The sequence below is a fragment of the Cellulomonas sp. Y8 genome (assembly GCF_008033115.1).
Classification (GTDB): domain Bacteria; phylum Actinomycetota; class Actinomycetes; order Actinomycetales; family Cellulomonadaceae; genus Cellulomonas.
The window spans coordinates 2,978,204-3,005,195 of the sequence record NZ_CP041203.1; the positions used below are offsets into that span (position 1 = coordinate 2,978,204).

Consider the following 26,992-nt stretch of genomic DNA (forward strand, 5'->3'; position numbering starts at 1 on the left):
CGACGACCCCCGCGGCGACCGTCCCGCCCGGCGGGCCGGCGTCAGCCCGCGCGTGCCGCCACGGCCCCCGACGACTCCCGCACCACCAGCCGCGCGGGCACCACGACGGGCTCCCCGCGGGACCGCGCGCCGTTCACCAGGGCGAGCAGATTCCGCAGCCCGGTGGCGCCCATCGCCTGCAGCGGCGACGACACCGTGGTCAGCGCGGGGGAGACGATCTGCCCGATCAGCACGTCGTCGAACCCGACCACGCTCACGTCCTCCGGGACCCGCAGCCCGGCCTGCTGCAGCCCGCGGATCACCCCGACCGCCATGAGCGCGTTGAACACCAGCACCCCGGACGCCCGCGACCCGCCGAGCGCCAGCGCCGCCTCGAACCCGCCCGCGAACGTCGGCTCGAACGGCCCGATCCGCCGGCCGGTGAGGTCCAGCTCCTGGCACGCGTCGCTGAACGCCCGCCACCGTGCCCCGTTCGGCCAGGACGCGTCGGGGCCGGCGACGTAGACGAGGTCGCGGTGCCCGGCCTCGCCGAGGTGCTCGACGGCGCGCCGGGCACCCCGCTGCTCATCCGCCACGACGCACGGCACGTCGGCGAGCCCGCGGTTCATCACGACCAGCGGCCGCTGCTTCGCGACGCCGCGGATCGCCGCGTCCGACATCCGCGACGACGTGAGCAGCACCCCCTCGACCATCGGCAGGATGCGCTCCGCGGTCTCCCGCTCGATCCCGGCGTCCTCCCGGGTGTCCTCGACCAGCACCCCGTACCCGGCCGCGGACGCCGCGACCTGCGCGCCGCGCAGCAGCTCGGCGTAGATGGGGTTGGCCAGGTCGGACACGAGGACCGCGATCATCCGGGTCCGGGCGGTCGACAGCGCCTGGGCGACGGGGTTCGCCCGGTAGCCGATCGCCGCGGCGGCCGCGCGCACCCGCTCCGCGGTCTGCGAGTTGACCCGGCCCGGCCGCGCGAACGTCCGGGACACCGTCGAGGCCGCGACGCCGGCCGCCTGCGCGACGTCGTAGATCGTCGGCGCGCGGGTCGCCCGCGGCTCGCTGCCCCCGTCGGCCTCCACCATGCCGCGATCGTAGGGTGCGGCTACGCCGCCGGGAGCAGCGAGCGGACCGCCTGCTCGACCCCGCGCAGCTCCGCCAGCCCCTTGAGCCGGCCGATCAGCGAGTAGCCGGGGTAGGTCTCGCGGAACTGGTCGTCGAGCATCCGCTGCCCGTGGTCCGGCCGCATCGGCAGCCGCGGCCCGCCCTCCCGCTCGCGCCGGCGCTCCTCGGCGACCAGCGCCGCGATCACCGCGACCATGTCCGCGTCGCCGGCGATGTGCGGGGCCTCGTAGAAGCTCCGGCCGCCGTCCTGCAGCCGCACCGACCGCAGGTGCGCGAAGTAGATGCGCTCGGCGAACCGCCGGGTCATCGCGACCACGTCGTTGTCCGCGCGCGACCCGTAGGAGCCGATGCACATCGTGAGCCCGTTCGCGGGGGAGGGCGCCGCGTCGAGCAGGTGCTGCGCGTCCTCGGCGGTGGACACGACCCGCGGCAGCCCGAACAGCGGGCGCGGTGGGTCGTCCGGGTGGATCGCCAGCCGCAGGCCGACCTCCTCGGCCACCGGCACGACCTCGCGCAGGAACGACGCCAGGTTCCCGCGCAGCGCGTCGGCGTCGACGTCGTCGTAGGTCGCGAGGGCGGTGCGGAACTCGTCGAGCGTGTACCGCTCCTCCGACCCCGGCAGCCCGAGCAGGATCGTGTCGACCAGCCGCTCCCGGGCCGCCTCGTCCATCGCGTCGAGCACGGCGCGCGCCCGGGCGGTCTGCTCCGCGTCGTACTCGGCCGCCGCGCCGGGGCGGCGGAGCAGGAACAGGTCGAAAGCGGCGAGCTGGTCCGCGTCGAACCGCAGCGCCCACGTCCCGTCCTCCAGCGGATAGCCGAGGTCCGTGCGGGACCAGTCGAGGACGGGCATGAAGTTGTAGCAGACCAGGTCGATGCCGCAGGCCGCGAGGTTCCGGATCGTCTGCTGGTACGCCGCGACCGCGCGGTCCCGCAGCGGGCCGCCGCGCTTGACGTCCTCGTGCACCGGGACGCTCTCGACGACCGACCACACCAGGCCCGCGGCCTCGATCTGCTCGCGGCGCGCCTCGATCGCCTCGACCGGCCAGACCTCGCCGTTCGGGATGTCGTGCAGCGCGGTGACCACGCCGGTCGCGCCGGTCTGCCGGACCTGCGCCAGCGTGATCGGGTCGCGGTCGCCGAACCAGCGCCAGGTGTGCTCCATCGCCGTCCCTCCCGGGGGTGGGGGACGGCGTCGGTGCCGCCCCGCGTGGTCAGCAGCGTCGCCGGGACGGGTGCGGGGGGACAACCGGTTGCCAGAAGTTGCTCGCGAGCCCGGCGCGAGCCCGCGGCTGCGGGTGGTCGAGGTGGGCGCAACCCCCGCCCGCCTAGAGTTCCGGCGTGAGCTCCCGCCCCGTCTGGTCCTTCCGCGTGCCGCTGCGTCCCGACGTCGACCCCGCCACGATGCGGGTCCTGGAGGCGGTCGCCCGGGACACGCCGCCGGACGCAGCCGATCTCGCGACGCTGCACCCGGTCGTCGCGCACTACCTGGGCGACTGGACCCGGATGCTCGAGGACGGCGAGACCCCGCCCTACCTCGGTCCTCCCGTGCGCCTGTCCGGGCGGGGGACGCCCACGCCGCTGCTCACGATCGAGTTCACCCAGCACGACGACCGGTTCGCGGGTGGCGGGTGGGTGATGTTCCTCTGGGCGTACCAGCTCACCGGGCGTCCGACGCGTGACCGGGTCGTCATCGGCCACCACGCGCCCGCCGACCGGGAGCTCACCGGCTGGGAGGAGATCGTCGCCGACGCGACCGGGATCACGTCGGGGAGCGTCACGGTGGGGTGGGACGAGGTCGCGGCGGAGTGGCGGCGGCTGCTCGACGACCCGGGGTGGGCCGGGTGGTCCTGAGCGGCACCGCGCCCGCGGGCTGCCGCGCGTGCCGGCAGCTGGCGGACACCGCCGGTCACGAGCCCTACCTCCCCCGCGGCGTGCCGCCCACGCCGCCGCAGGGCGATCCGTACGCCGGGCGCGAGGTTGTCGACGAGGCGCTCAGCGCCGCGGTCGTGGCCTACCTCTCCTACGGCAGCACGCCGTTCCCGTGGGCCGACGAGCAGGCGGTCGCGGCGCTCCACGTCGACCGGGACCCCGCGGAGCTGGTGGAGCGCGTGCGGGCGATCGACGCCGAGATGACCGGCTACGAGGTCGACTGGGACCGGCACGGGTACCAGGGCGGCTGCGCGGAGGCCGCGGCGACGCTGCGGGCGCGGCACCCGGAGCTGGGCCCGCAGGCGCTCGCGGCGCTGGACTGGGCGTTCAGCTACCGCTGGCGCTGATCTCGTCCCGACCGCAGGTGCCACCGTTCCCGCGCCCCCGCGCCGGAGTCCCCCTAGAGTGACGCCGTGACCGACCCGCAGGACCCCCTCGCGCAGGCCCCGCTGCTGCGCGTCGTCCACGAGCGCCACCCCGACGTCGACGTCGTCGTCCTCCCGCCGGAGGCGCCGGCCCCCGAGCTCGCGGATGCGCCCGTCCCCGTGACCGACGCCGCGCTGGACGCCGAGCGGTCCCGGGTGGAGGGCGTCCTCGCCGGGCTGCTCGCGGCCGCAGGCGCCGAGCCCGCCGCGGCCCCGCGCGCCACCTGGCGCAGCGCCCCCGCGTCCCACGTCGTGCCCGTCGTCGAGGCGCGACTGCCGATCGACGGCCCCGAGGCCGGCGTCGCCGTGGGCCGTGCCCTGTCCGCCAGGCTGCGCGCCGACGGCTGGGACGGCCGCCTCGACCGTGCGGGCGTGACGCCCCTGCTGCTCGCCGCCCTCGACGACCGCTCCGTGCGCGTCGCCTGGCTCGACGACGCCGTCCTGCTGACCGTGCGCGGCCGGGACCTCCCCGTCGCGACCGCCACCGCCCGCGCGCTCGTCTCCGGGACGGAGGACGGCCGGTGAGCGGCGAGATCCAGGTCGACCCGTACACCCTCGGGCTGTCCGCCGACGACTGGACCGACCAGGGCTCGCGCGTGCGCACCGCCCGGGACCGCGTCGCGGACGCCACCACCTCCGGCTTCACCCCGGCCGTGGCCGGTGCGGCCGCGTCGTGGACGTCGGCGTGGGGGACCGTCCTCGGCGACGTCGCCGACCGCGCCGAGGAGATCGGCACCCGGCTCCGCGACGCCCAGCAGGCGTACGCCGTCACCGACGTCACGGCCCAGGAGACGTTCGAGTCCTGGCTGGGAGGGACCCCGTGACCACGGTGACCATCGACATCCCGCCGGCGATCGACGCGATCCCCGCCGTGGAGGGCGACCCCGCCGTCGTGGCCGCGTTCGCCCAGGACCTGCTGGCCAGCGCGGTCAACCTGGACGACCTCGACACGTTCGCGCTCGACTCCTCCACCCTCGACGGCTGGTCCGGCGAGGCCGCCACCGCGTACGGCCGGCACGTCCGCGCCGCCGGTGCCGACGCGCAGGCGATGGGCGTCGCGCTGCGGCAGGTCGCCCGCGCGGCCGACGACCACGCCGACGCGCTCACCGACCTGCTCCGGCGCCGCACCGACCTGGTCGAGGCCCGGTCGTCGTACCACGAGGCGCGCGAGGACCTCGACGCCGACATCCGGTCCGCGGGGGAGGTGGACGACGCCGCGGTCGCGGAGCTGCAGGCCCGGGCGGCGTCGCTGGCGACCCGCCGCGACGGCGTGGTCGCCGACGTCGACGCCCTGGTGCGCGACCTGGCGACCGCCGAGCAGGCGATGCTCGACGCGTTCTCGTCCTACTCGACGCTCGCGCAGGCGCGCGCCGCCGTCTCCGGGCAGATCGACCTCGCCGACGACGCCCTCGGCCGGCCGGGCTCCCCGTCGCAGGGCGGCACCCCGGAGCAGGTCGCCGCGTGGTGGGCGTCGCTGACCGAGGAGGAGCAGTACGCCGTGCTCGCGGCCCGGCCCGAGCTCGTCGGCAACACCGACGGCATCCCGGCGCTCGCCCGCGACCAGGCGAACCGGCTGCTGCTCGAGACCGACCTCGAGGCGATGGAGCTGCGCGAGCAGCGCGGCGAGCGGCTGTTCGAGGACTACCAGGCGCTCGACAACGCCCGCGCCGCGCAGGCCGCCCTGGACGAGGGCGCGAACAAGGTCGACCCGGTCACCGGGGAGCCGCTGGTGCCGCTGCTGCACCTGTACGACGCCACCGCGTTCGGCGGCGACGGGAAGGTCGCCATCGCGTTCGGGAACCCCGACACGGCCGACCACGTCTCCGTGATGGTCCCGGGCCTCACCAGCCGGGGCACCGAGGCCGGCGGCAACGCCGACGCGGCGTACAACATCTACGAGTCCGCGCGGCTCTCGGACCCGTACTCGACCGCCTCCTCGATCATGTGGATCGGCTACGACGCCCCCAGCGACTGGGACTCCGCCACCGTGGCGACCGAGGGCCGCGCCGAGGAGGGCGGTGCGCTGCTGTCGCGGTACATCGACGGCCTGCGCGCGTCCCGCGAGGGCGAGCCCGCGCACCTGACGGTCATCGGGCACAGCTACGGCTCGACCACCACGGCGCACGGCTTGACCGACCACGGCCTCGCCGCCGACGACATCGTGCTGGTCGGCAGCCCGGGCGCGGGCGGGGGCGTCGAGCACGCCTCCGAGCTCGGCGTCGGCGCCGACCACGTCTGGGCCGGCAACAACAGCCGCGACCTCGTCGCCGCGCTCGCGGACGACGGCTGGGTCGGCGGCTGGATGCTCGGCGGCGCGGGCCTCGGCAACGACATCGTCGAGGACGACTTCGGCGCCAACCGGTTCCAGGCCGAGTCCACGACCCGCGCCGACGTGATGCGGAACTTCGGCGACCACACCAAGTACTTCGACCCAGGCACCGAGTCGCTGTACAACATCGGGCAGATCGTCGTCGGCGACTACGACGAGGTCATCGCCGCGGAGCACTCGTACGACCCCTGGTACGACGGCCCGGTGGACCCGGAGGCGACCCGCGACCCGCAGTCGTTCGAGGGCAGGAGGCCCGAGTGGTGAACCGTCACGTGCGCACGGCCGCGGTGCTCGTCGCGCTGTCCGCGCTCGCCCTGTCGGGCTGCGGCAGCGGCAGCGGCGGCGGGGCGACCGCCGACGACCTGGACGCCAGCCGCGACGAGGTGCTCGACGCCGCGCGCCAGGTGCTGCCCGGTGTCGTCGACGCCCTCGGCGGGCAGGTCCAGGACGCCTACGGCGAGTTCGACATGGGCGGCGACGGCGTCGTCGACCGCCGGCGGTACACCGTCACGGTGATCGCCATCGGCGCGCAGGCGGACACCGACGACCTCGTCGCCGCGTTGGAGGACGCCGGCGTCACCGACGTCCAGGTGAACCCGATCGGCGGCGCCGCCGGGCAGCGCGACGGGCTCGACGTCTCCGGGTCCGACCCCGGGGGTCGCGACATGAGCGTGAGCGTCAGCGGGCCGTACCTCGAGGTCGCCGACGGGGTGGCGCGGGAGGCTGCGCGCGAGGACGTCGACCTGGGCTGAGCGGGGTGGCGACAGACCGGGGTCTCCTCCCTGACCTTCTCGCGCCCCCGCCGCAGCAGGAACCCGACCCGTGTCTGGCCTGACCGTCAGGTCGGCCACCTGGGGTCCACGGTAGACCGGTTCAGTTCCGGCGCGCCCGCGCTCGTGCGGTCCCGCCGCGCATCGCCGCGTGGACGAGGTGGCCGGCCGTGAACACGGCGAGGAGCACCGGCAACCGCGACCAGCCCGTCGCCTGGACCACCAGCTCCGCCACCAGTGCCAGCGCCAGGTTGAACAGGAGCGCGAGGGCCGCGCGCCGTGCTCGCGGGTGCCGCGCCATCGATGTCCTCCGTCCGGTCGCTGCTCGTGAGCGGCACGTTAGCCCCGCGCGTGCGCGCCCGGTGGCGATTCCGACCGCGGACGTCGGGGACCTCGTCGCCTGACCGGGGGGCCGAGCCCGACTGGTGCTCGTGCACCGGTCGGACCGCGTCCCGGGGCCCGGTTGGTACCGTGACCGTCGCGTGATTCCGACGTGGGGAGGCCCTTCGTGACCAGCAGCCCGGGCAGCGTCATCGAGCTGCGCGGGCTCGGCGCAGGAGCGGCGCTCGTCGCTCGGGTGGATCGTTCCGCCGGGCTGATCGACCCCGTCTCCCGGTCGGCGCGGGTGGGACCAGTGCGCCTCGACCGCCGGACCGACGTCGCGCTCATGTCCGGGAAGCACCGCACCGAGATCATCGTCTCGCGCGGACTCATCGGTTGGAAGCGCGTCATCGCGCCGCTCGTCGAGCTTCGAGGCGACATCGCCCTCGCTGTGCCGGCCGCGATCGCGCGAGCGCTCGCGGACGAGCTCCACACCCGGGGAGTCCGTGAGGCGAGCGCCGTGATCGACCCCCTTCGCGCGCACGCGGCGGTCATGGAAGCGGGCAACCCGGTGGTCACGTCGCCGTTGGCGCGGTACATCGGGGTGAACAGCGGTCACGGGGGCAGCATCTTCAGTGCGCTCGGTGACCTCTAGGTCGTCGCACCACGAGGGCAGACGAGGCCCGCTGCCGACCTCCCACGCAGTCCACAGCTCCTCGCAGCAGCGTGCCGCGACTCGGCACGCCCCTTGGTAGCGTGGCGCGCACTGAGCAGCACGCCTAGGGGAGTTCTGAACGTGAGCAGCACCGCAGGATCCGGCGGCGTCGTCACCGTCCGCGCGCTCGACCCGGCCGCGCGCGGCGCGGTCGTCGCTCGCCTCGACCGCGGCACCGGCGTGCTCGAGCCCACCCGCCGCTCGCTCCGCAACGGGGCCGTCCGCTTGAGCGCGAGGGCAGCCGCGGTGCTGACCTCGGACAAGCGGCGCACCGAGCTGATGGTCGCTCGTGGGATGGGGTGGAAGTACGCGATCGTCCCCCTCATCGAGATCCACGACGGCGCGGCAGTCGGGGTGCCCTCCGACGTGGCCCGCGCTCTCGCCGACGAGATGGAGTCCCGCGGCGTCAAGGAGACGACGGCGGTCATCGCGCCGCTGCGGGCGCACGCAGACCACCTCGACGCGGGCGGTCCGGTGGCATCGTCGCCGCTGGGCAGGTACATGGGTCTGGGTGGCGGAGGCATCATCAGCTCGCTCGGCGGGTTCTGAGCCCGCGGGCTGCGAAAGAAGGGTGGGAGACACGTGAGCGTGGACGTCTCGATCGCGGCGCTGGACACCGCCGCGTCCGAGCTGGAGACGGTGGCGTCGGAGCTGCAGGCGCTGGACGTCGCCGGCGCGTTCGCCGGGATCGAGGCGGCGCTGCCCGGCTCTGCCGTGCCGGACGCGGCCGTGTGGGTCTCGACGCGCGTCGCTGCCGCGGTGCAGGTGCTCGGCGAGAACATCCGTGGCATGTCGGCGAGCGCCTCCGGGTCGGCCGACGGCTACCGCGCGGCGGACGGGTCGGTGCAGACCCGGTTCGGCGCGATGGCGGCGTTCTGATGACCGCGCTCACCCTGGAGGTCGTGCGGAGCTGGCGGCCCGAGGCGCTCGCGGACGCCGCGACCGGCGTCAGCACGGCGCAGCAGGAGGTCGACGCGCAGGTGCAGGCGGCCAAGGCTGCGATGACGCGGCTGAGCGACCACTGGCAGGGCGACGCCGCTCAGGCCGCCGCGCAGCGGATGGCGAACGAGGCGACGACCGGGTTCGCCCTGGCCGATGCACTGGACTTGGCCCGCTCGGCTCTCGCCTCGGGTGCCACGGACCTGGGAAGAGCCAGGTCGGCACTTCTGACGACGGTCGACGCGGCGAGCGCGGCCGGTTTTGCCGTCGCGGGCGACGGCCGCGTGACCGCGCCCACGCTGCCGCCGGTCATGACCGCCCCGGGTGATCCTGACGGCGCAGGCGCGCAGCGTGACGCGCGGCAGCGTGCGCTGAACGACGAGGCGCAGGAGCACGCCGAAGCGATCTCGACGGCGCTGCAGGACGTGGCGACGACCGACCAGCAGGTCGCCGACAGGCTCGCGTCCGTCGAGGTGCCGCAGACGCTGTCGTCGGCGGTCGACGCCTACCTGCAGCGGGCCTTCGCGAGCGGCGACGTCATCGGCGCCCTCGGCTCGGTCGGCGCAGGCGGCGTCGCCCTGGCGCAGGTGATCCAGGGCGTCATGAAGTCCGCCACGAAGGGCAAGGCGTACCTCGACTTCCTCAAGGCGTCGACGGCACCCATCACGCACTACGCGGCGATGGTGGAGAACTTCGCCAAGGCCGACGCGGCGATGGACATCTTCAAGAACGGCAAGGCCGTGAACCCGGCGCTCGCGCGACTCCTCGGCCCGCAGCTCACCGGCGCGATGCGCGTCGCCGGGAAGGCGTTCCTGCCGCTGACGGTCGCGACCGGTCTGGCCGACGCCTGGACCGGCGGCGGGTACGAGGGAGCGAGAGGCTGGGCCACGCGCGGGTTCGGCCTCGCCGGGGCAGCTGGTGCGGGCACGCTGCTCCTGGCCGGGGCGAGTCTCGGCCCGGTGGGGCTGGCCGTCGCCGGCGGTGCGGTGCTCGCCTACGGCGCCTGGAGCGTCGGCAACCTCATCTGGGACAACCGCGAGGCCATCGGCGACTTCTTCCAGGCAGCCGGAGGCAAGATCGCGGACGGCTGGAACGCGACGACCGGCGCGGTGTCGAACGCGGTGTCCGACGCCGCCGACTGGGCAGGAGAACAGGTGGACAAGGCCAAGGACGCGGTCGCCGACTTCGGCAAGGGCGCGCTCAACGTGCTGTCGGGCGGGCTCTGGTGAGCGCCGTCGACGACGCTGTCATCGGGACGGATGCGGCCGGCACCCCCGGCACCCCGGTGCCGGTCGAGGTGCTGACCGACGAGGAGCTCGCGATCCTGGCCGGGCCCGGCGGCCTCGTCGTCGCTCCGTACCTCGCCACGCTGCCCGACGCCGACCGCGAGGTCGCCCTGCGCACCGCCTACCGCGGCCTGCTCGCGCGCGGCATCGTCGACCCGCCGACCCCTGCGGCGCTCGCGGCCGCCGTCGGCGAGCCGACCGTCGAGCTCCAGGTCCGCCAGGACGTGCTGTCGCTCGTGGCGCTCCGCCGCGGCGCGTCGGCCACGGTGTGCGTCGCCCGGTCGACCGTGCTCGGCCAGGACTACTGGTACGCGCACGTGGTCCGGGACGTCGTGCTGGTCGAGCAGGTCACGACCGACGGGCAGCACCGGTTCGCGCTCGCGTCGGCCGGCACGCTCGGCGACCTGCTGCTCGACGCGGCGGTGCACCCCGAGACGGCCGACGGCACCGGGCCCGAGATCGCGGTCGCCGACCCCGACGAGCCGCCCACCGAGGTCGTCGAGCACCTCGGGTCCGCGCTGGTGCGCGCCGACGTCGTCGTGCGGGTGCCGGACGACCGCGAGCCGGAGCTGCTCGGGCTGTTCACCGGTCCGGGCGGGGCGTGGGTGCTGTCGGCGCGGGAGGCGTCCGGGGGTCCCGTGGTCGCGCGGCCGCTCACCCGGGCGGCGCTGGAGGCGCAGGTGCGGGAGCTCGCGGAGCGGGCCGTGTCGACCGCGGCGGCGGTGGCCTCGGCGGCGGCCGGGGCGCGATGACCGAGACGCTGGTCCGGATCCCGGCCTTCTCGTCCCGGTCGTCGCGGCGGTGGATCGTCGCGACGGCCGTCGGGGTGGTCGCCGTGCTGGGCTACCTCTGGGTCGCGCAGCCCGAGAACCGGGCCTTCCTGCTGCTGGTGGTCCCGCTGGCGCTGTACTTCGCGGTGCTGGTGTGGCAGTCGACGTGGCTCGACCCCGTGGGCGGCTCGCTGGTGCGCGTGCGGTGCCGGGTGTGGCGCCGCGAGGTGCGGCTCGAGCCGGGCACGTCGGTGTCGCTGGTGCCGAACGGTGGTGGCGCGCTCCTGCTCAGGGCGAAGGCGGCGCGGGGTCCTGCGCTGTACGCCTCGCTCGTGGCGCGGACCGACTACCTCGACCAGTCCCAGCCACCCGCCCTGCTGCGGCAGATCGCCGATGTCGTCGAGCGGCACCGCGCCGGCGGGGCGCGCCCGGTCGCCGAGGCGCTGCGCAAGCAGGCGGCCCACCTGGAGGCGGGCGGGACCGTCGCGAGCTCGCCCCTCGCCGGGCTGATCACGACCGGCGTGCTCACCGCCGCGAAGGCCGGCGGTGCCGGCGCGATCGGCGGCCACCTGGGCTGACGGGCGCCACCCCGGTCAGGCCGCCGGCCCCCGGCGCGCCTCGATCAGGTGCCGCGTCGAGTGCGCCACGACCGGCCGCCCGGCCCGCATCTCGGCGTCGAGCGCCCGCAGCGTGTCCTCGTAGCGGTCGACCGAGAAGTCCGGCACCCACCACACGCACTTCCGCAGCAGCCAGACGACCGCCCCGACGTCGTGGAGCTCCATGCGGCAGGTCGCCCGCCGCAGGTCCACGACGGTCAGCCCGGCGCGCTCGGCGTCGGCCGCCTCGTCGTCGGGGTCGCGCGCGACCGGCCCCGGCACCGGACCGAGGAACCGCTCGATCAGCTCGAACGCCGACCGCGGGCCGACGTGCTGCCCGAGGTGGGTGCCGCCGGGCCGCAGCACGCGGCGGATCTCGGCCCAGTCGGGCCGCACGGGATGCCGCGAGCTGACGAGGTCGAACGAGGCGTCGGCCGGTTCCACGCCGTCGCCGGGCTCCACCACCGTCACCCCGCGCGGGCCGAGGAGCTCCCGCGCGCGGCGCGCGTTCGGCGGCAAGCCCTCGGTGACGACCATCCGCGGCGGGAGCACCGGGGCCTCGGCGACGACCTCGCCGCCGCCTGTGTCGACGTCGAGCGCGGAGTCGACGCGCGCGAGGCGGTCGGCGAGGAGGCGGGCGTAGCCCCACGGCGGCCGCTCCTCGGTGGCGCGGCCGTCGAGCCAGCCGAAGCCCCAGCCGGTGACGTCGGCGGCGAGGGCCTCGGCGGCAGTCAGGTCCTCGAACGGGCGCATCGCGGCATCGTCGCACCGCGGCGGGGGCGTGGTCGCGGTCTTTCCGTGTGCTCCACGCGGGGGACCGCAGCCGGCTCGACCGTGCGACGTGCAGCGCCGCGTGGGTGACTGCGAGCCCGACGACGCCCGGAGCCCCGTGCCGCGCCCTACCGTGACGGAGCGCGAGGCGGAGGGAGACCGGGTGCGACGACGAGGGTGGGTCCTGCTCACGACGGCGCTCGTGCTGCCCCCTGGCCGCCCCGTTCGTGGCGACGGCGCCGTTGCCCTCGGGATCGGTCGGTGCCGTCGCGGCGCGCTTCGACCCGGGCGACCGGGCCGGGCCGTCGTCGGACTCGTCGGAGCCGCGTCGGCTGCTCTGCCTCGGCGACGCCGCCTGCCCGTCGGTCCACCGGTGGTGGGTCGTCGACGGCGCGGTGAGCGACGGCGACCTCGAGGAGTGGCTGAGCCGGGCGGGCTACGACGCGGCCGTCGACGGCGACTGCGCGCGCGGGTGCCGCGCCGAGGGGACGGCGGACGGCTGGGCGGCCCGGGTCTCCGTGTCCCGGGTCGACGACGGGTCGACGAGCGTGCGGCTGTGGCTCGCCGCCCCGTGAGCCGGCCGGCGGACGAGCCCGACGCGGTGCGCGCCGGACCACCGAGCGCGCGCCGACGGCACCCGGCGTGGGATCTGCTGTGGACCGTGCCGGTCGCCCTGGTGGTCTCGGTCCTGCCCGTCGGCTGGGCGAGCCTCGCCTGGTGCGGGGTGTGGGGGTGCGCCGACGGGCCGCGGGGCGACGTCCGCGACGTCGTCGGGCCGGCGCTGGTGGTCGGGGCGCTCGTCGGGGCGGCGGTGGTGATCGTGCCCTGGACGGACCTCCGACCCCGCCGCGCGCTTGTGTCGGCGGGCGTCGGGCTCGTCGCTGCGGCGCTGACGTTCCTCTGGGTCGTCCTCGGCTAGACCGCGAGCAGCGCCGCCGCGACCTCCCGCGCCCGCGCGAACGGCCGGTCGAACGTCCCCATCCCGACGGTGACGATCGCCCCCTCGTAGACCAGCATCAGCGCCCGCGCGGTGTCCTCGGGCTCCCGCACCCCCGCCTCCCGGCACAGGTCGACGAGCAGCCCGACCTGCCAGGCCTTCTCCGCGGCGACCTCCGCGAGCACCGCGTCCCCGTCGCCGGCGGACGACTCGGCCCGCGCGTTGATCGCGCTGCAGCCCCGCGGGCTGTTCGCCGTCGACCAGGACGCCGCGGCGTCGAACACCGCCAGCACCCGGTCCGGCCCGGGCGACGGCACGCGGTCCAGCGCCGCCAGCAGGTGCTCGCGCCACCGCGCGTCGCGCTCCCGCAGGTAGGCGACGACCAGCGCCTCCTTCGACCCGAACCGGTCGTAGAGCGTCTTCTTGGTGACCCCGGCGACCTCGGCGATGGTGTCGACGCCGACGGCGTGGATGCCGCGCTCGTAGAACAGCTCAGACGCGGCGTCGAGGACGCGGCGTGCGCCGGGGGTGAGCGGGGCGGGGCCGAGCGTTCCCATGGCGCCGAGTATACAGATCTGTATAGTCGTCGACCATGAGTAGACAGGTCGGTATACCGGGGTGGCTGCTGCTGGCGGGCGGCGCCGCCGCGTTCGTCGGGAGCTGGAGCTCCGGCTTCGTCATCGCGAAGGTGGCGACCGTCGACGCCCCGCCGCTGACCCTCCTGGTCTGGCGGTTCGTCCCGGTCGCGGTCGCCCTGGTGGCGGTGACGCTCGCGACCGGAGCCGCCCGCGGCGTCCCGCGCGCGGACCTGCGCCGGCAGGCGGTGATCGGGCTGTTCGCGCAGCTCGGCTACGTCGTGCTCGTGTACGCCGCGATCGCCGCGGGTGTGGCGACAGGGACCACCGCGCTCATCGACGCGGTGCAGCCGCTGGTGGTCGCGACGCTCGTCGGGCCACTGCTCGGGCTGCGGGTGCGCGGGGCGCAGTGGGCCGGTCTGGCGGTCGGCGCGGTCGGGGTGCTGCTCGTCGTGCGGTCGCAGCTCGGCGGGTCGCAGGCGCCCGCGGCGGCGTACCTGCTGCCGCTCGGCGCGATGGCGTGCCTGGTGGCGGCGACGTTCCTCGAGCGCCGGTCGCCCTCGCGGCCGCCGGTGCTGGTCGTGCTCACGGTGCAGGTGGTGGTCACGGCGGCGGCGCTGCTGGTCGCGGCGGCGGTCGCGGGTGAGCTCGCGCCGCCGGCCGACGCGGGGTTCTGGGTCGCGACGGCGCTCGCCGCGGTGTTCCCCACGCTCGTCGCCTACGGGCTGTACTGGTGGCTGCTGCGCCGGATCGGGGTGACGGCGCTGAACGCGCTGCTGTTCCTGGTCGCGCCGGCCACCGCGGCGGCGGGTGCCGTCGGGCTGGGGGAGCCGCTGACCGCGGTGACGCTCGTGGGCTTCGCGCTGTGCGGGGCCGGGGTGGCGGTGGTGCTGGCGGTGGAGGCGCGGGTCGCGCGGTCGGCGGCGCGCGCACCCGTCACCGCCGGCGCGCCCGACCCGCCCCGAACGGCCCACCGAACACGATCGTGATGCCCAGCACGAACCCGAAGTCGTACCAGTTCCCCGAGTTGAACACCTCGTACGGCGAGACGGTCCGGGTGAACAGCGACACGATCCAGGTGACCGGCAGGATGATCCCGTGCCAGAGCCCGAGCCAGAACCCGGCGGGCTCCTCGGCCCCGGGCGGCGCCTGACCGACGTCGGGGTTCACACCCGCGGCGCAGGCGGCGAGCAGCAGCACGGTCGCAGCGGCGACCCCGACGGCGAGAGCGATCCGGGTGCGCGGCCTGCGGCGGGTCTCCATGCCGGTCATCGTGGCAGCACCCCTCGCAGCCTGGCCACGCGCGAGGTCGTCGATTGCGCCCGAGGTCGCCGGTTGCGCCACCCCCTCGGCGGCCGGAACCGCCGACCTCGGCGGGGGATCGCCGGGGTCCTGGCCAGGGAGGCGCACCGGCGGGCGGGACTGGCTCTCGTGCACCCCGACGTCCGCCCCCCAGTTCGCGTCCGCCGGGCGTCACCGTGTACACAGTGCGTATGAGCGGGGTCCTGGTCTACGCCGACAAGATCGACGAGAACGCGGCGGAGGTCCGCTACGAGGTCCGCCGCGACCAGCCGGACGGCCAGGTCGACGGCGTCCTGGTGATCGAGACCTCGGGCGACCGGAACACCTGGCACGTCGAGGGCAGGAACGCGTCCAGCGCGCTCGCCGGCCTGGTCGTCGGCCGCGCGGTCCGGCACCGCGGCGAGCAGGGCGCGTGGCCCGACCGGGTCGCGCAGCAGTAGCGCAGCCCTACTCCGGGGCGGCCGCCAGCTCGTCCCACACCGGGCCGTAGCCGAGGCGCGCCTGCTCCATCGCGACGACCTCGCGCGCCAGCCCCGCCTCGGTCACGTCGACCGCCGCGACGGCCGCCGCCGCGACCGAGGACTCCCGCACGTAGGCGTCGAAGACGCGCCGCTTGCCGGCCAGCAGCTCGACGATCCGCTCGTCCACGCCGTCCTCGGCGAGCAGCCGGTGCGCGACGACCGCCCGCACCTGGCCCATCCGGTGCAGCCGGGCGACCGCCTGCGACTCCGCGGACGGAGTGAGCTGCGGCTCGCAGAGCACCGCCACGGACGCGGCCTGGAGGTTCAGCCCGACGCCGCCGACGGTGATCTGGGCGACCAGCACGCCGTCGCGGGGCCCGGCTGAGAACGCGTCGATGACGGCCTGGCGCTCGTCGGCCGGCACGTCCCCGGTCAGCGGCCCGAACACGCGGGGGGCGCCGGGCCCGGCCCCCAGCGCCCCGGCGACCACGTCCAGCACGTCCCGGAAGTACGAGAACACGACGGTGCGCTGCCCGTTGGCCCCCGCCTCGGCGACGACCTCGCGCAGCCGGCCGAGCTTGGTCGACTCGCCCGGGTCGGCCGTGAGCCAGGCCGCGCGCCGCATCGCCATGAAGTTCCCGCTCGCCACCGCGGCCCGGTAGACCTCCTCGCCGGCGGGGGACAGGTCCTCCCACTCGTCGACCAGCACCAGGTCGGGCAGCTCGACCAGCACGTCCGCCTGGTTGCGCCGCAGGTAGACCGGGGCGACGTCCCGGCGGAAGGTGTCGGCGCCGACGAGGCCCAGGTGCCGGGGGAGCGACCCCGCGAGGTCCGGGTCGAGCAGCCGCACGAGCGCGACGAAGTCGTCGATCCGGTTGTCCATCGGCGTGCCGGTCAGCAGCAGCACCCGCCACACCGCCGCGGCCCAGGCCGCCACCGCGCGGGACCGCCGCGCCTCCGGGTTCTTGACGTAGTGCGCCTCGTCGACGACCAGCATCGCCACCCCGCCACCGTCGAGCGGCACGTGCGGCAGGCCCTCGAACGTCGTCACCCCGATCCCGCCCTCGGCGTGCCAGCGGGCGATCGCCGCGGCGCGGTCCGGGCCGTGCAGGCGGTGCCCGGTCAGCGTGGTCTTCGCGTCGATCTCGCGGAGCCAGTTCACCAGCACGCCGGCGGGGCAGACGACGAGGAACCGCCGCTCGCCGCCGGCCGCCAGGTGCGCGATCGCGGCGAGCGCCTGCACCGTCTTGCCGAGGCCCATCTCGTCGCCGAGCAGCGCCCGGCCCTGGTTCAGCGCGAACCGCGCGCCGAACTCCTGGTACCCGCGCAGCGGGACCCGCACCGCGGACAGGTCCAGCGGGTGCGCGGCGACCCGCTCGGCGAGCTCGGCGGTGAGCAGGCCCCGGGCGGCGAGCACGTCCTGGGCGAGCGGCACGATCGCGCCGAGGACGCCGTACAGCTCGGCCGCACGGCGCTCGAACACCGCCCAGAGCGCCGGGCCGTCGGTGTCGGGGACGGCGCAGGCGGCGGCGAGCCGGTCGATCGTCGCGGCCAGGCCGCCCGCGTCGAGCGTGGCGTCCCAGCCCGCCAGGGCCGCCAGAGCCCGGCGCGCGCGGTCCTTCATCGCCCGCCGGGACAGCGCGAACCGCAGCCGGCCCGCAGCGGGGGCGGCCGACGCCGCGTGCACCGGCACCGCCGACGCGTAGCCGGTCAGCGTCTCGCGGTGCGGCTCGACGAGCGGGCGCAGCCGGAGCAGCCGGTCGAGGAGCCGCAGCACCTCGGCCGTGGTCGCGGTGTCGGGGCGGCCGGACCGGTCGACCTCCAGGCGCACCGGCACCCCGGCCCGGACCGCCTCGGCGAGCTGGTCGACCGCGGCGACGACGCTGCGGGCGGTCTGCGTGCCGACGCCGGGGACCTCGTCCAGCGCCTCCGCGGGCACCCCGAGCAGGTCGGCGGCCGTGGCGTACCCGGCGTCCGTCAGGGCCCGCAGCCGCAGGTTCCGGTCGGTCATCGCGCCGAGCTGCTCGACGGGGACGACGCCCAGCTCGGCGCGGACGCGCTGCTCGCGGTCGGCCTCGACCAGCGCGGCCACCCGAACGGTCGCGCCGTCGACGTGGTCGAGCACCGCGCGGGCGCGGTCGGCCAGGGCGCCGTGCCGGGCCAGCAGATCCCGCGCGGCGGCGCCGGGCTCGACCGGGGCCGGCTCGGCGAGGGGCGCGGTGCTCATCGCCCGCGATGCCACGGCGCGGGCGTCGGGCTCGCCGTCGGGCTCGGCGCCGCCCCGGTCACCCGCACGGTCAGCAGGTCGCACTGCACCGGCGCCGACTCCGCGCACCGGGCCTCCGGCGCCAGCCACACCTCGACCCGGTCGCCGTCGCGCAGCTCGGCCACCGTCGCCTGCGAGCCGTCGGCGGCGAGCACGGACGGCTCCGCACCCAGCCCGGCGAGCGCCATCCCCTCGAAGTACGGGTCCGACGCCGCGGTGAGCGCCCCGCCCGCGACCACCCCGGTGACGTCCGGCGTCGGCTGCCCGCCCAGGTGCTCGGACGCGGACGGCGCGGGTGCGGCGGGGGTACCGGTGGGGGAGCCGGCGGGGCCGCAGCCGGCGACGAGGCCGGTCACGGCGGCGATCACCGCGGTCCCGAGCAGGGCGACGGCGGGTCGGCGGGCGGCGGGCACGGACCGATCGTCGCACCGATCCGCGCGGCCGGGGAACCGCGTGCCGCCCCCAGATGCGGCATCGTCCCGCAGTCCGCAGGCTGAGGGTCACCGAATCGCCGAGAGGGGTACGTCGATGCGCGCCATGGTGTACCGCGGGCCGTACAAGGTCCGCGTGGAGGAGAAGGACGTCCCGAGGATCGAGCATCCGAACGACGCGATCGTGAAGGTCGTGCGGGCCGCGATCTGCGGTTCCGACCTGCACCTCTACCACGGGATGATGCCTGACACCCGGATCGGCCACACGTTCGGCCACGAGTTCATCGGGGTGGTCGAGCAGGTCGGCTCGTCGGTGCAGAACCTGCAGGTCGGCGACCGCGTGATGGTGCCGTTCAACATCTACTGCGGGACGTGCTTCTTCTGCGCCCGCGGCCTGTACTCGAACTGCCACAACGTGAACCCGAACGCGACGGCTGTCGGCGGCATCTACGGGTACTCCCACACGACCGGCGGCTACGACGGCGGCCAGGCGCAGTACGTGCGCGTGCCCTTCGCCGACGTCGGCCCGGAGAAGATCCCGGACTGGCTGGACGACGAGGACGCGCTGCTGATGACCGACGCGCTGTCCACCGGCTACTTCGGCGCGCAGCTCGCGGACATCCGCGAGGGCGACACGGTCGCGGTGCTCGGGGCGGGACCGGTCGGGCTGTTCGCGGCGCGGTCGGCCTGGCTGATGGGCGCCGGGCGGGTGGTCGTCATCGACCAGCTCGACTACCGGCTCGAGAAGGCGAAGGAGTTCGCCCACGCCGAGACCCGCAACTACGCGGAGTACCGGGACATCGTCGTCGAGATGAAGTACGCCACCGACGGCCTCGGGTTCGACCGCGTCATCGAGGCGGTCGGCGCGGAGGCGGACGGCAACCTGATCCAGCACGTCACCGCGGCCAAGCTCAAGCTGCAGGGCGGGTCGCCGGTCGCGCTGAACTGGGCGATCGACGGCGTCCGCAAGGGCGGCACCGTCTCCGTGATGGGCGCCTACGGCCCGATCTTCTCCGCCGTGAAGTTCGGCGACGCGATGAACAAGGGCCTGACGCTGCGGATGAACCAGGCGCCGGTGGCCCGGCAGTGGCCGCGGCTGCTCGAGCACATCCGGAACGGCTACCTCAAGCCGTCGGACATCATCACGCACCGCATCCCGCTCGAGCACATCGCCGAGGGCTACCACCTGATGTCGTCGAAGCTCGACGGCATGATCAAGCCGGTCATCATCCCGGACGAGGACTGAGGGGGCACGACCATGCCGTACCGCGCCGAGAAGCCGCCGCTCGCGGAGACGCCGGAGCAGCTCCGCGCCCGCATCCCCGGCTGGGGTGCCGACCTCGACCCCGCCGACCGCCCGTCGTACCCGCGCGAGCGGACCGACCTCCCGACCGGTGCCCACTGGGACTTCCCGGAGCGCCAGCCGGAGCCGTATCCGCGGGAGCGGTCGATCGAGCACACCCAGCTCCCGCCGGTGTTCGGCACCGCGCAGCCGCTGCACGGCCCCGCTGGGGCGATCCGGCGGTACGCCTACGACCGGTTCAGCGAGGGCCGCGCCGCGCACTGGCTGCTGCTGATCGCCGCCGACCGGGTCGAGTCGACGACCGAGCACCTGAAGTCGTTCGCGACGACCCGGCCCGACAACCCGATCACGCAGACCGGGATCCTGTCCGAGCCGCGCCGGCACCCGATCGCCTCGCGGCGGGGCCGGGTCGACGTCCGGCACCAGGTGCTGGACCCGCTGATCGTCGCGGGCCCGTGGATCGCGGGCGGCCTGGCGGCCGTCGCGGTGCTGCGCAAGGTGGCGAAGAGGGGCTGACGCCCCGACCGGGGCCCACGCGACCGCGGTCAGGCCCCGGCGACCGCCACCACGCACACGACGAGCCAAGCGAGGGCTGCCAGCACCGGGACCGTCGGCCGCCGCTCGACCGGTGGCACGGCCCCGTGAGGAGTGCGGAGCGGCTCGGCCCGGGCCGCGGCCGCCCGCCCCTCGATGCGCGCGCGGATCTCCGCCGGCGTCGCGCCGTCGCGGGTCAGCGGGAGCCCGCCGCCCCCGAGGGGCACGAGCATCGCGTTGCCGCCCGGCTCGTCGTCGTCGTACCGCACCACCAGCGCCTCGTCGTCCGCCGCGGTCCCGGTCACGCGCCTCCACGGCACCAGCGTGTCCAGCAGGAAGCCGCGGACGCGGAGCCCGCGCGGGCTCAGGTCGACGCGCGGCTGGCCCCACACGGAGACGGACCAGGCCAGGGCGACGAGGCCGAGCACGAGGCCCGCCGCCGTCCACCATGTGGCGTCGCCCCAGCGCGCCATCCCGCGCAGACCCCAGCCGGCGGGCAGCAGCGCGACCCACGGCAGCCACCGGCCCGCCCGGCGGCCCAGCTGCTCGACGGCGCGGTCCCTGCTGTCGGCGAACGCCCGCCACGCACCAGGCCGCTCTGCCACCGCGACCCGGCGCGGCCAGCGCCACCGCGGCGGGCGCAGCGGCCGCAGCGAGACGTACACGTCCGGGCCGACGCCGACCGCGACCGGGGCGTCGTCGCCGGCCAGGCCCATGAGCACCACGGGGACGCCGGCGGCGCGCACCGGGTCGCCGGCCGGGGGCCGGAACGGGTCGTGCTCACCGGGCGGCTCGTCGTCGGCCCCGACCTCGCGCGCGAGGTCGAGCAGCTCCGCGTCGGAGAGCTCGGAGACCAGGACGCGGTGCTCGTCGTCGTCCTCGTCCTCGCGGTGCCATGCGTCGGCGGCGACGTCCCACGCCTTGTGCCCCTGCGGGTTGTCGGTGACGTCGTCGAAGTCGTCGCGCCCGTCGTCCGGGTCGTCGTCCGGGTCGTCGTCCGGTACGACCAGGACGAGCGCCGGCCCGGCGACCGGCACCAGGGCCGGAGCGGTCGCGAGCAGGTGCGTGACGTCGTCCACGGGGGTGAGCAGCGCCCCGCCCGCCCGGGGTGCGCCGTGCGCGAGCGCGACGACGGCCGGCTGCGGCTCGTCCAGCAGCGCGGCGAGGCGGGCCCGGCGCCGGCGCACCTGAACGAGCAGCAGCCCGCCGGTGAGCCCGCAGCCGACGACGGGGATGAGCGCGGTCGACGCGTCGAACACGTCGTCGACGGCCTCCGCGCGCCCGGTCACGGGGTCGAACCGCAGCCGCACGGCGTCGCCCGGTGACCGCTCCTGGTAGTTCACCGGCGCGTCGAACGCGCCCTCGTCCACCCGCACGGACATGGACAGCCCGTCCTCCGTCACCCGATCGACGACGCCCGCGGCCGTCTCCGCGCCGGCGCGGAACCGGGTCGCCGCCACGTGGTCGTGCACGAGCAGGACGGTCGCCGCCAGCCCGGCCGCGAGCAGCAGCACGCCCAGCGCGCCGCGGCCCCACCCGGTCCGCAGCAGGTCCGCGCGCACCGCGGGGTGCACCGGCGGCAGCGTCACCGTCGAGCTCCCGTCGCGGAGCACGGCCCGGGCGAGCGCCCGTCGCCGCACGGCGAGCAGCTGGTCCGCGACGGCCAGGACGCCGAGCGGCGCCGCGGCCGCCAGCCACAGCCCGCTCGGCCCGGCGAGCGCATCGGGGGCGAGCCCGCACACCGCGGTGCCCGCCGCCGTGAGGACGAGGGCCGTCGACGGGACCAGCCACACCAGCACGAGGCAGGCCAGCACCGCCGCCTGCGCCGTGCCCGTGAGGTAGTACGGCAGCGACTCGGCGGTCGCGGCGGGCACCGCGACGCCCGTGCCGGACAGCGACCCGACGACCGGCGTGAGCACGCTCAGCAGCACGGCCACCTGGACGAGGCCGGGCGGGACCCGGTCGGTGACCACGCCGGCGAGCGCGCGGGTGAGCAGGCGGTACGGCGGCACGGGACTCCCTCGACCCCGGCGCCGGCGGTGCGCGGCGCGATCGCCTGTCCATCGGCCCCGGCGCACCCGGTCTTGAGGGGACCGCGGCGCGGCGGTGGGCGGCCGCGCCCGACGTACCCTGGGCGCGCCGGCACGACAGCGCGATCACGGGAGCGACATGACCAACCTCGAGGCCGTCGCCACCGAGCGCGTGTGCACCCCGGGCGGCGCGCCCGCGGCGGGGCTCCCCGCCGGGTTCGAGCTGCTCGAGCCCCGCGACGTCCCCCTCGGCGGCATCCGCGCGATGTCCGTCCGGCGCACGCTGCCGCAGCGCGCCCGGTCGTTCGTCGGCGCCTGGTGCTTCCTCGACCACTACGGCCCCGACGACGTCGCCGCGACCGGCGGGATGCGCGTCCCGCCGCACCCGCACACCGGCCTGCAGACGGTGTCCTGGCTGTTCTCGGGGGAGATCGAGCACCGCGACAGCCTCGGCACGCACTGCCTCGTCCGCCCGGGCGAGATGAACCTCATGACCGCCGGCCGGGGCATCAGCCACTCCGAGGACTCGACCGACGCGACGACGGTGCTGCACGGCGTCCAGCTCTGGACCGTGCTGCCGGAGGCCGACCGGGGCGCGCCGCCCGCGTTCGAGCACCACGTCCCGCCGGTGGTCACCCTCGACGGCGGGGAGGCGCGCGTCTTCCTCGGCACGCTCGCCGGCTCGACGTCGCCGGTGCGCACGTTCAGCCCGCTGGTCGGGGCGGAGGTGCGGCTGAGGCCCGGCGCCGCGCACACGTTCGACGTGGACCCGGCGTTCGAGCACGCGGTCCTGGTCGACGCCGGGGCGCTCGCGGTCGACGGCGTCGCGGCCCCCGCGCACCACCTGCTGTACCGGGAGCCGGGCGCGACGACGCTCACCCTGACGTCGACCGGCGACACCGAGGCGCGGGTCCTGCTCATCGGCGGGCTGCCGCTGGGCGAGCAGATCGTCATGTGGTGGAACTTCATCGGACGGGACCACGACGAGGTCGTCGCGGCGCGGGCCCGGTGGCAGGCGGAGATCGCCGACCCGGCCGCGCCGGCACCCGGGTTCGGGCGCGTGCAGGGGCACCCGGCGGCGCCGCTGCCGGCGCCGCCGATGCCGGAGCTCCGGCTGCGGCCGCGCGCCTGACCCGGCGCGACCGCGGTCGCCGCGCTCGCCGCCGCCGTCAGGCGACCGGCATCGCGTCCGGGTCGCCGATGTGCCCGGGCGCGTTCGCCGCGAGCACCCGCTGCACGAACGCGCAGTACTCCGCCATGTAGTGCCGCAGGAACTGCGCGAGGGTGTCGTCGAGCAGCGTCCCGTCGTCGGCGAACGTGCCGGCCTCCACCTGCACGTAGACCTCGGGGGCGTTGAGCTGCGGCGCGTCGAGGAAGCTGAGCACGCTGCGCATGGACGACTGCATCACCGCGGTGCCGATCTTGCCGATCGAGGCGCCGGCGATGCCGGTGGGCTTGCGGGCGAACGCGTTGGTGCCCCACGGCCGCGAGCCCCAGTCGATCGCGTTCTTCAGCGCGCCGGGGATGGAGCGGTTGTACTCCGGGGAGACGAACAGGATGCCGTCCGACTCGGTGATCGCCCGCTTGAGCTCCCGGGCCTCGGGCGGGTAGTCCGCGTCGTGGTCGGGGCTGTAGAGCGGGAGCCCGCCGATGGGGATCTCCCGGAACTCCAGCTGCTCGGGGGCGAGCGCGACCAGGGCGTTCGCCAGGGTGCGGTTGATCGAGGTGCTCGACAGGCTGCCGACGAAGTAGCCGATGGTGTACGACATCGCGGTCTCCGGTCCTCAGGCGGCGGGGGCCCGGCCGGCCCTCGCGCGGCGCCCTCCAGCCTGGCACCGGCGGGCGCGGGCTGCGCGGGCTGCGCGGCGGCCGGCGACGCCGGGGTGGTCGGTGTCCCTCGCGCCGACTGGGTAGGTGCCCGCAGGGACCGCTGCGTCCGTGCGGCACGCCGGGGGCCCACCGGGCGGCCGCGCACTGCGTAGGTGCTCCCGGCGCCGCCGTTGAGTGGTGCCCCAGGCGGAACAGTCCCTACCCGGGGGCTGACGCACACGGAGGGCTGACGGTGGAGGCAGAGGGATTCGGGCTGACGGTGGCGGCGGCGCAGCGGTGGCTGCCGCTCGGCCGCGACGTCCTCGTGCGCGGGGACCGCGGCGCGGGCAAGACGACGGTGCTGGAGGGCCTGCTCGCCGACGCCTCGCGGCGGGGCGTGACGGGCATCCTGCTGCGCGCGGGCGGCTCCCGGCCGCTGTCGGCGCTGCTCGACCACGCGTCCTCCTCGGTGCGCGTGCCGGACGAGTCGGCGCTGACCGACTGGCTGACCGACGAGCTGCGCGCGCGCCGCAGCGTGCTCCTGGTCGACGACGCGGACCGGATGGACGACGCCAGCCTCGGCGTGGCCCGGCGGGTCCTCGGCCGCACGGGGTCGCTGCTCGTCGCCGCCAGCACCTCCGACCCGCTCCGCGCCCCGGGCGGCGGCCTGCGCGACCTGCTGCTGGGCCGCGCGCCCGCGGAGGTGCGGGTCCAGCCGTTCGGGTTCCGGGCCGTGGCGACCCTGCTCGAGTCCGTGCTCGGCGCGCCCGCCGACGCCGGGCTGACCGCCTCGGTGATGGCCGGGACCGGGGGCAACCCCCGCGCGGTCGTGGCGCTCGCGGACGCGGCCCGCGCGGCGGGCGCGCTGCGCCGGCAGGACGGGCTGTGGGTCGAGGACGGGACGCTGGGCGACGTGCCCGTGGAGGCCGTCGCCTACGTGTTCCTGTCGGGGCTCGGCCCGGCCTGCGTCGGGGCCCTGGAGACGCTCGCGAGCGCCGGCCCGCTGCCCGCCGACGTCGCGGGCCGGCTGGTCGACCCGTCCGCGCTCGCGGAGCTGTCGGACCACGGCCGCGTCGTCGGCCACGAGCTCGCGGGCGCCGGCGAGGTGCTGGCGGTGTCGCCGCCGCTGCTCGCCCGGGCCCTGCGGGAGCGGGTGTCGCCGTACCGCCGGCGCCGGCTGGCGGAGCGGGTCGCGGCCGAGGGCGGCGGGCTCGCCGCGGCCGCCTCGCCGGTCGACGACCTGACGACCGTGCTGCTGGCCGCGCCGTCCGGCGAGGGCGGCGCGCCCGCGTGGGTCGCGCAGGTCGCCGGCCTCGTGCACGAGCGCGCCACCGCGGACGAGGGCGCGCGCCGGACGGAGTGGCTGGCGCACCCGACGCTGGCCACCGCGAACGCCTACCTCGCGGCGCTGATGCTCCGGCCGGCCGCCGAGCAGCTCGAGGAGGTGTTCGCGCGGGTGGAGCCGGGCGAGCACGACGACGCGGGGGCGCGCGCGGCGTTCGCGTTCTACCGCTCGCGGTGGGCCGCCTGGGCGGCGACCGCGGCGACCGCGGCGACCACGGCACCGGAGGCGCCGCTGCCCGTGGACCTCGCGGGCGGGCAGCCGGCGGGCGACGGGCCGGGGGAGGACGACGGGGCCGAGGGCGACGCGGCGGAGGACGCGGCGGACGGCGAGGTCGTGCCCGACGCCGAGCCCGCCGACGACGGCTGGCCCGTCACGGGGCCGGACGACGCGTGGCCGGACCCCGTCGACCCGGACCTCGCCCCGGTCGCCGAGCTCGGCCGGCTCAAGCCGCGCCTGCTGCGCGAGCTGGCGGGAGGACGCAGCCCCGAGGAGGTGGCGGCCGAGGTCGAGCCGGAGACGCGGGTGCCGTTCGTCCGCGGCTGGCCGTCGGTGCTGCGCGCCGCCGCGCTGCTCGAGGCCGGCTGGCCCGAGGCCGCGCTCGAGGTGGTCGAGCGCACGGACCTGTCCTGCGCGGCCCCCGAGCCGCGGCACTACCTCGCGGCCCTGCGCGGGCAGGGGCTCCTCCAGACCGGCCGGATCGACGAGGCCGAGCAGTGGCAGCGCCGGATGCTGGACGCCGCCTACGACGAGGTGGACGCCCTGGCCATCCGGGTGCACGCCAGCATGCTCGCCGAGGTGCTGTACATGTCGTCCCAGACCGCGGCCGCCTGGCGCGCGGTGAGCACGGCGCTCCGCCTCGGCGCGCCGGGCCCGGTCGGCACCACGTTCTACCGGCGGGGCCTGACGGTCGGCGCGGTCATCCAGGCGCACGCCGGCAACCTCACGCTCGCCCAGGTGCTCGTGCGCGAGCTGGACCGCTCGCCGCAGGCGTACCGGCCGCTGCTGCGCTCGATGCGGCCGCTCGCCCGGGCGGCGCTCGCGGCGGCGTCGGGGGAGGCGCCGGCCGGCGCGCGCATCGTCCGGCGGGCGGCCCGGGCTTACGCGGCGGAGGGGCTGCTGCAGCCCGCGCTGCTGTGCTGGACGCTCGGCACGGGCGACCTCGACGCCCACCGGGGGAACGCCGTCCGCGACCTCGCGGCCCGGACCCGGGTCCCGCTGCTGGAGCCGTACGCCCAGGTGGTGGTCGGGCTCGTCGAGGGCGACCGGGAGTCGGTCGCGGCGGCCGTGTCGCGGACGAGCGCGGCGACCGCCCCGGCGCTCGCCCGCGCCGCCGAGCAGGTGCTCGGGGTCCAGGAGGGCACCCCGCGGCCCGCGCGGGCGCCCGTGCCCCGGCTGCTGGCCGGCGTGCGCGCCGAGCCGCTGTCGGTCCGGGAGCAGGAGGTCGCGGTCCTCGCGCGCGAGGGCCTGAGCAACCGGCAGATCGCCGACCAGCTCTACCTGAGCGTCCGGACGGTCGAGAACCACATGAGCCGCGCCCTGCGGAAGCTCGGGCTGGTCAGCCGGGGCGAGCTGGTGCAGTGGGGCGGCTGACGGGCACGCCCTGACGCAGGGCCCGGGGGATCTCGGCGACCTCGTCGACGACGGCGAGCAGCTGCGCCACGGCGTCGTCGGGGGCCGTGGTGTCGAGCCGCACCTCGTAGGTGATGCCCGTGGACGCCCAGGTCTCGGGCGCGAACCCGCCGCGCGCCGTCACGGCGGCGCCGGCGAGCGGCAGGCCCCGGGCGTGCGCCTCGCGGAACAGGTCGTTGAGCACGCAGCCGGCGACCGCGAGGTGCAGCAGGTGCGCGCCGGTGAAGGCGACCGTGGCGCGGACGCCGCCGTCCGTCCACCGGTGGGGGAGGGCGAGCGCGTCGCCGTCCGCGGGCGCCAGCGTGCCCGCGCCGACCGTGACCGCGAAGTCCTCGGGCACCGGCGGTCCTCCCCTCGGGTGTCGACGGCAGCGTAGGCGCCCGACCTCGCGGCACCTACGTGGGGC

Annotated in this window: 31 protein-coding genes; 20 read left to right on the top strand and 11 right to left on the bottom strand. The window is 76.5% G+C overall.

Annotated features, from left to right (window positions below; translation table 11 throughout):
• Nucleotides 1-41 precede the first annotated feature (41 nt).
• Together FKM96_RS13450 and uxuA are read right to left on the bottom strand one after the other, a co-directional pair.
• Nucleotides 42-1,073, bottom strand: a complete 1,032-nt coding sequence (locus tag FKM96_RS13450) for a LacI family DNA-binding transcriptional regulator (protein ID WP_147795667.1) — start codon at nucleotides 1,071-1,073, stop codon at nucleotides 42-44.
• A gap of 20 nt (nucleotides 1,074-1,093) precedes the next feature.
• Complete coding sequence (gene uxuA / locus FKM96_RS13455; RefSeq protein WP_147795668.1) at nucleotides 1,094-2,275, bottom strand: mannonate dehydratase; 1,182 nt, start codon at nucleotides 2,273-2,275, stop codon at nucleotides 1,094-1,096.
• A 176-nt stretch (nucleotides 2,276-2,451) separates the two neighbouring features.
• Here uxuA and FKM96_RS13460 point away from each other — a divergent pair, with 176 nt between their 5' ends.
• From FKM96_RS13460 to FKM96_RS13485, 6 genes are all read left to right on the top strand, one after another.
• On the top strand, nucleotides 2,452-2,964 hold the full coding sequence (locus FKM96_RS13460; RefSeq protein WP_147795669.1) for a hypothetical protein: 513 nt from the start codon (nucleotides 2,452-2,454) through the stop codon (nucleotides 2,962-2,964).
• Nucleotides 2,946-3,389, top strand: coding sequence for a hypothetical protein (locus FKM96_RS13465; protein WP_147795670.1), 444 nt, complete (start codon nucleotides 2,946-2,948; stop codon nucleotides 3,387-3,389). Before FKM96_RS13460 ends, FKM96_RS13465 begins: the two co-directional genes overlap by 19 nt.
• 66 nt (nucleotides 3,390-3,455) lie before the next feature.
• Entirely contained in the window at nucleotides 3,456-3,992 is a 537-nt protein-coding gene (locus FKM96_RS13470; RefSeq protein WP_147795671.1) for a hypothetical protein, read from the top strand.
• Entirely contained in the window at nucleotides 3,989-4,291 is a 303-nt protein-coding gene (locus FKM96_RS13475; RefSeq protein ID WP_147795672.1) for a hypothetical protein, read from the top strand. Before FKM96_RS13470 ends, FKM96_RS13475 begins: the two co-directional genes overlap by 4 nt.
• Nucleotides 4,288-6,060: an alpha/beta hydrolase gene (locus tag FKM96_RS13480; protein WP_147795673.1), complete on the top strand. Its 1,773-nt coding sequence runs from the start codon at nucleotides 4,288-4,290 to the stop codon at nucleotides 6,058-6,060. The genes FKM96_RS13475 and FKM96_RS13480 overlap by 4 nt, the downstream gene beginning before the upstream one ends.
• On the top strand, nucleotides 6,054-6,548 hold the full coding sequence (locus tag FKM96_RS13485; RefSeq protein ID WP_147795674.1) for a hypothetical protein: 495 nt from the start codon (nucleotides 6,054-6,056) through the stop codon (nucleotides 6,546-6,548). Before FKM96_RS13480 ends, FKM96_RS13485 begins: the two co-directional genes overlap by 7 nt.
• Before the next feature lie 121 nt (nucleotides 6,549-6,669).
• Here the strand turns inward: FKM96_RS13485 and FKM96_RS13490 are convergent, their stop codons facing one another.
• Entirely contained in the window at nucleotides 6,670-6,867 is a 198-nt protein-coding gene (locus FKM96_RS13490; protein WP_147795675.1) for a hypothetical protein, read from the bottom strand.
• Nucleotides 6,868-7,074: 207 nt separating this feature from the next.
• On the opposite strand from FKM96_RS13490, the gene FKM96_RS13495 reads away from it, so the two are divergent.
• From FKM96_RS13495 to FKM96_RS13520, 6 genes are all read left to right on the top strand, one after another.
• A complete protein-coding gene (locus tag FKM96_RS13495; protein ID WP_147795676.1) occupies nucleotides 7,075-7,542 on the top strand; it encodes a hypothetical protein in 468 nt (155 codons plus the stop codon).
• 141 nt (nucleotides 7,543-7,683) lie between these two features.
• The gene (locus FKM96_RS13500; protein ID WP_147795677.1) at nucleotides 7,684-8,151 is read left to right on the top strand and encodes a hypothetical protein; all 468 of its coding nucleotides are present in this window, start codon (nucleotides 7,684-7,686) and stop codon (nucleotides 8,149-8,151) included.
• Nucleotides 8,152-8,184: 33 nt separating this feature from the next.
• Nucleotides 8,185-8,481 (top strand): hypothetical protein, encoded by a 297-nt coding sequence (locus tag FKM96_RS13505; RefSeq protein WP_147795678.1) that lies wholly within the window; start codon nucleotides 8,185-8,187, stop codon nucleotides 8,479-8,481.
• Nucleotides 8,481-9,770, top strand: a complete 1,290-nt coding sequence (locus FKM96_RS13510; RefSeq protein WP_147795679.1) for a hypothetical protein — start codon at nucleotides 8,481-8,483, stop codon at nucleotides 9,768-9,770. The genes FKM96_RS13505 and FKM96_RS13510 overlap by 1 nt, the downstream gene beginning before the upstream one ends.
• Nucleotides 9,767-10,579, top strand: a complete 813-nt coding sequence (locus FKM96_RS20745) for a hypothetical protein (protein WP_168216986.1) — start codon at nucleotides 9,767-9,769, stop codon at nucleotides 10,577-10,579. Before FKM96_RS13510 ends, FKM96_RS20745 begins: the two co-directional genes overlap by 4 nt.
• A complete protein-coding gene (locus FKM96_RS13520) occupies nucleotides 10,576-11,175 on the top strand; it encodes a hypothetical protein (protein WP_147795680.1) in 600 nt (199 codons plus the stop codon). The genes FKM96_RS20745 and FKM96_RS13520 overlap by 4 nt, the downstream gene beginning before the upstream one ends.
• A gap of 15 nt (nucleotides 11,176-11,190) precedes the next feature.
• On the opposite strand, the gene FKM96_RS13525 is transcribed toward FKM96_RS13520, so the two are convergent.
• A complete protein-coding gene (locus FKM96_RS13525; protein WP_147795681.1) occupies nucleotides 11,191-11,946 on the bottom strand; it encodes a class I SAM-dependent methyltransferase in 756 nt (251 codons plus the stop codon).
• Nucleotides 11,947-12,206: 260 nt separating this feature from the next.
• Here FKM96_RS13525 and FKM96_RS13530 point away from each other — a divergent pair, with 260 nt between their 5' ends.
• Nucleotides 12,207-12,539 (top strand): hypothetical protein, encoded by a 333-nt coding sequence (locus FKM96_RS13530; RefSeq protein WP_147795682.1) that lies wholly within the window; start codon nucleotides 12,207-12,209, stop codon nucleotides 12,537-12,539.
• Entirely contained in the window at nucleotides 12,521-12,883 is a 363-nt protein-coding gene (locus FKM96_RS13535; protein ID WP_147795683.1) for a hypothetical protein, read from the top strand. Before FKM96_RS13530 ends, FKM96_RS13535 begins: the two co-directional genes overlap by 19 nt.
• On the opposite strand, the gene FKM96_RS13540 is transcribed toward FKM96_RS13535, so the two are convergent.
• The gene (locus FKM96_RS13540) at nucleotides 12,880-13,458 is read right to left on the bottom strand and encodes a TetR/AcrR family transcriptional regulator (protein WP_147795684.1); all 579 of its coding nucleotides are present in this window, start codon (nucleotides 13,456-13,458) and stop codon (nucleotides 12,880-12,882) included. The two genes, FKM96_RS13535 and FKM96_RS13540, sit on opposite strands and share 4 nt — an antisense overlap.
• A gap of 35 nt (nucleotides 13,459-13,493) precedes the next feature.
• On the opposite strand from FKM96_RS13540, the gene FKM96_RS13545 reads away from it, so the two are divergent.
• Nucleotides 13,494-14,465 (top strand): DMT family transporter, encoded by a 972-nt coding sequence (locus tag FKM96_RS13545; protein ID WP_147795685.1) that lies wholly within the window; start codon nucleotides 13,494-13,496, stop codon nucleotides 14,463-14,465.
• On the opposite strand, the gene FKM96_RS13550 is transcribed toward FKM96_RS13545, so the two are convergent.
• The gene (locus FKM96_RS13550; RefSeq protein ID WP_147795686.1) at nucleotides 14,413-14,739 is read right to left on the bottom strand and encodes a hypothetical protein; all 327 of its coding nucleotides are present in this window, start codon (nucleotides 14,737-14,739) and stop codon (nucleotides 14,413-14,415) included. The two genes, FKM96_RS13545 and FKM96_RS13550, sit on opposite strands and share 53 nt — an antisense overlap.
• Before the next feature lie 230 nt (nucleotides 14,740-14,969).
• Here FKM96_RS13550 and FKM96_RS13555 point away from each other — a divergent pair, with 230 nt between their 5' ends.
• Nucleotides 14,970-15,218, top strand: a complete 249-nt coding sequence (locus FKM96_RS13555; protein ID WP_147795687.1) for a hypothetical protein — start codon at nucleotides 14,970-14,972, stop codon at nucleotides 15,216-15,218.
• Nucleotides 15,219-15,225: 7 nt separating this feature from the next.
• Here the strand turns inward: FKM96_RS13555 and FKM96_RS13560 are convergent, their stop codons facing one another.
• Both FKM96_RS13560 and FKM96_RS13565 read right to left on the bottom strand, forming a co-directional pair.
• Nucleotides 15,226-17,466, bottom strand: a complete 2,241-nt coding sequence (locus FKM96_RS13560; RefSeq protein ID WP_147795688.1) for a DEAD/DEAH box helicase — start codon at nucleotides 17,464-17,466, stop codon at nucleotides 15,226-15,228.
• Nucleotides 17,463-17,918, bottom strand: coding sequence for a hypothetical protein (locus FKM96_RS13565; RefSeq protein WP_147795689.1), 456 nt, complete (start codon nucleotides 17,916-17,918; stop codon nucleotides 17,463-17,465). The genes FKM96_RS13560 and FKM96_RS13565 overlap by 4 nt, the downstream gene beginning before the upstream one ends.
• A gap of 115 nt (nucleotides 17,919-18,033) precedes the next feature.
• Between FKM96_RS13565 and FKM96_RS13570 the strand changes: the two genes are divergently transcribed.
• Both FKM96_RS13570 and FKM96_RS13575 read left to right on the top strand, forming a co-directional pair.
• A complete protein-coding gene (locus FKM96_RS13570; protein WP_147795690.1) occupies nucleotides 18,034-19,182 on the top strand; it encodes a zinc-dependent alcohol dehydrogenase in 1,149 nt (382 codons plus the stop codon).
• 12 nt (nucleotides 19,183-19,194) lie between these two features.
• A complete protein-coding gene (locus tag FKM96_RS13575) occupies nucleotides 19,195-19,755 on the top strand; it encodes a hypothetical protein (protein WP_147795691.1) in 561 nt (186 codons plus the stop codon).
• A 29-nt stretch (nucleotides 19,756-19,784) separates the two neighbouring features.
• Here FKM96_RS13575 and FKM96_RS20750 read toward each other — a convergent pair whose 3' ends face one another.
• Complete coding sequence (locus FKM96_RS20750; RefSeq protein ID WP_168216987.1) at nucleotides 19,785-21,785, bottom strand: hypothetical protein; 2,001 nt, start codon at nucleotides 21,783-21,785, stop codon at nucleotides 19,785-19,787.
• A 157-nt stretch (nucleotides 21,786-21,942) separates the two neighbouring features.
• On the opposite strand from FKM96_RS20750, the gene FKM96_RS13585 reads away from it, so the two are divergent.
• Nucleotides 21,943-22,935: a pirin family protein gene (locus tag FKM96_RS13585; protein WP_147795692.1), complete on the top strand. Its 993-nt coding sequence runs from the start codon at nucleotides 21,943-21,945 to the stop codon at nucleotides 22,933-22,935.
• Nucleotides 22,936-22,972: 37 nt separating this feature from the next.
• Here the strand turns inward: FKM96_RS13585 and FKM96_RS13590 are convergent, their stop codons facing one another.
• Entirely contained in the window at nucleotides 22,973-23,572 is a 600-nt protein-coding gene (locus tag FKM96_RS13590) for an NADPH-dependent FMN reductase (protein ID WP_147795693.1), read from the bottom strand.
• 293 nt (nucleotides 23,573-23,865) lie between these two features.
• Between FKM96_RS13590 and FKM96_RS13595 the strand changes: the two genes are divergently transcribed.
• Nucleotides 23,866-26,547 carry a LuxR C-terminal-related transcriptional regulator gene (locus FKM96_RS13595; protein ID WP_147795694.1) on the top strand — a complete coding sequence of 894 codons (2,682 nt, stop codon included), beginning with the start codon at nucleotides 23,866-23,868 and terminating at the stop codon, nucleotides 26,545-26,547.
• On the opposite strand, the gene FKM96_RS13600 is transcribed toward FKM96_RS13595, so the two are convergent.
• On the bottom strand, nucleotides 26,513-26,926 hold the full coding sequence (locus FKM96_RS13600; RefSeq protein ID WP_147795695.1) for an OsmC family protein: 414 nt from the start codon (nucleotides 26,924-26,926) through the stop codon (nucleotides 26,513-26,515). The two genes, FKM96_RS13595 and FKM96_RS13600, sit on opposite strands and share 35 nt — an antisense overlap.
• Nucleotides 26,927-26,992: the final 66 nt, after the last annotated feature.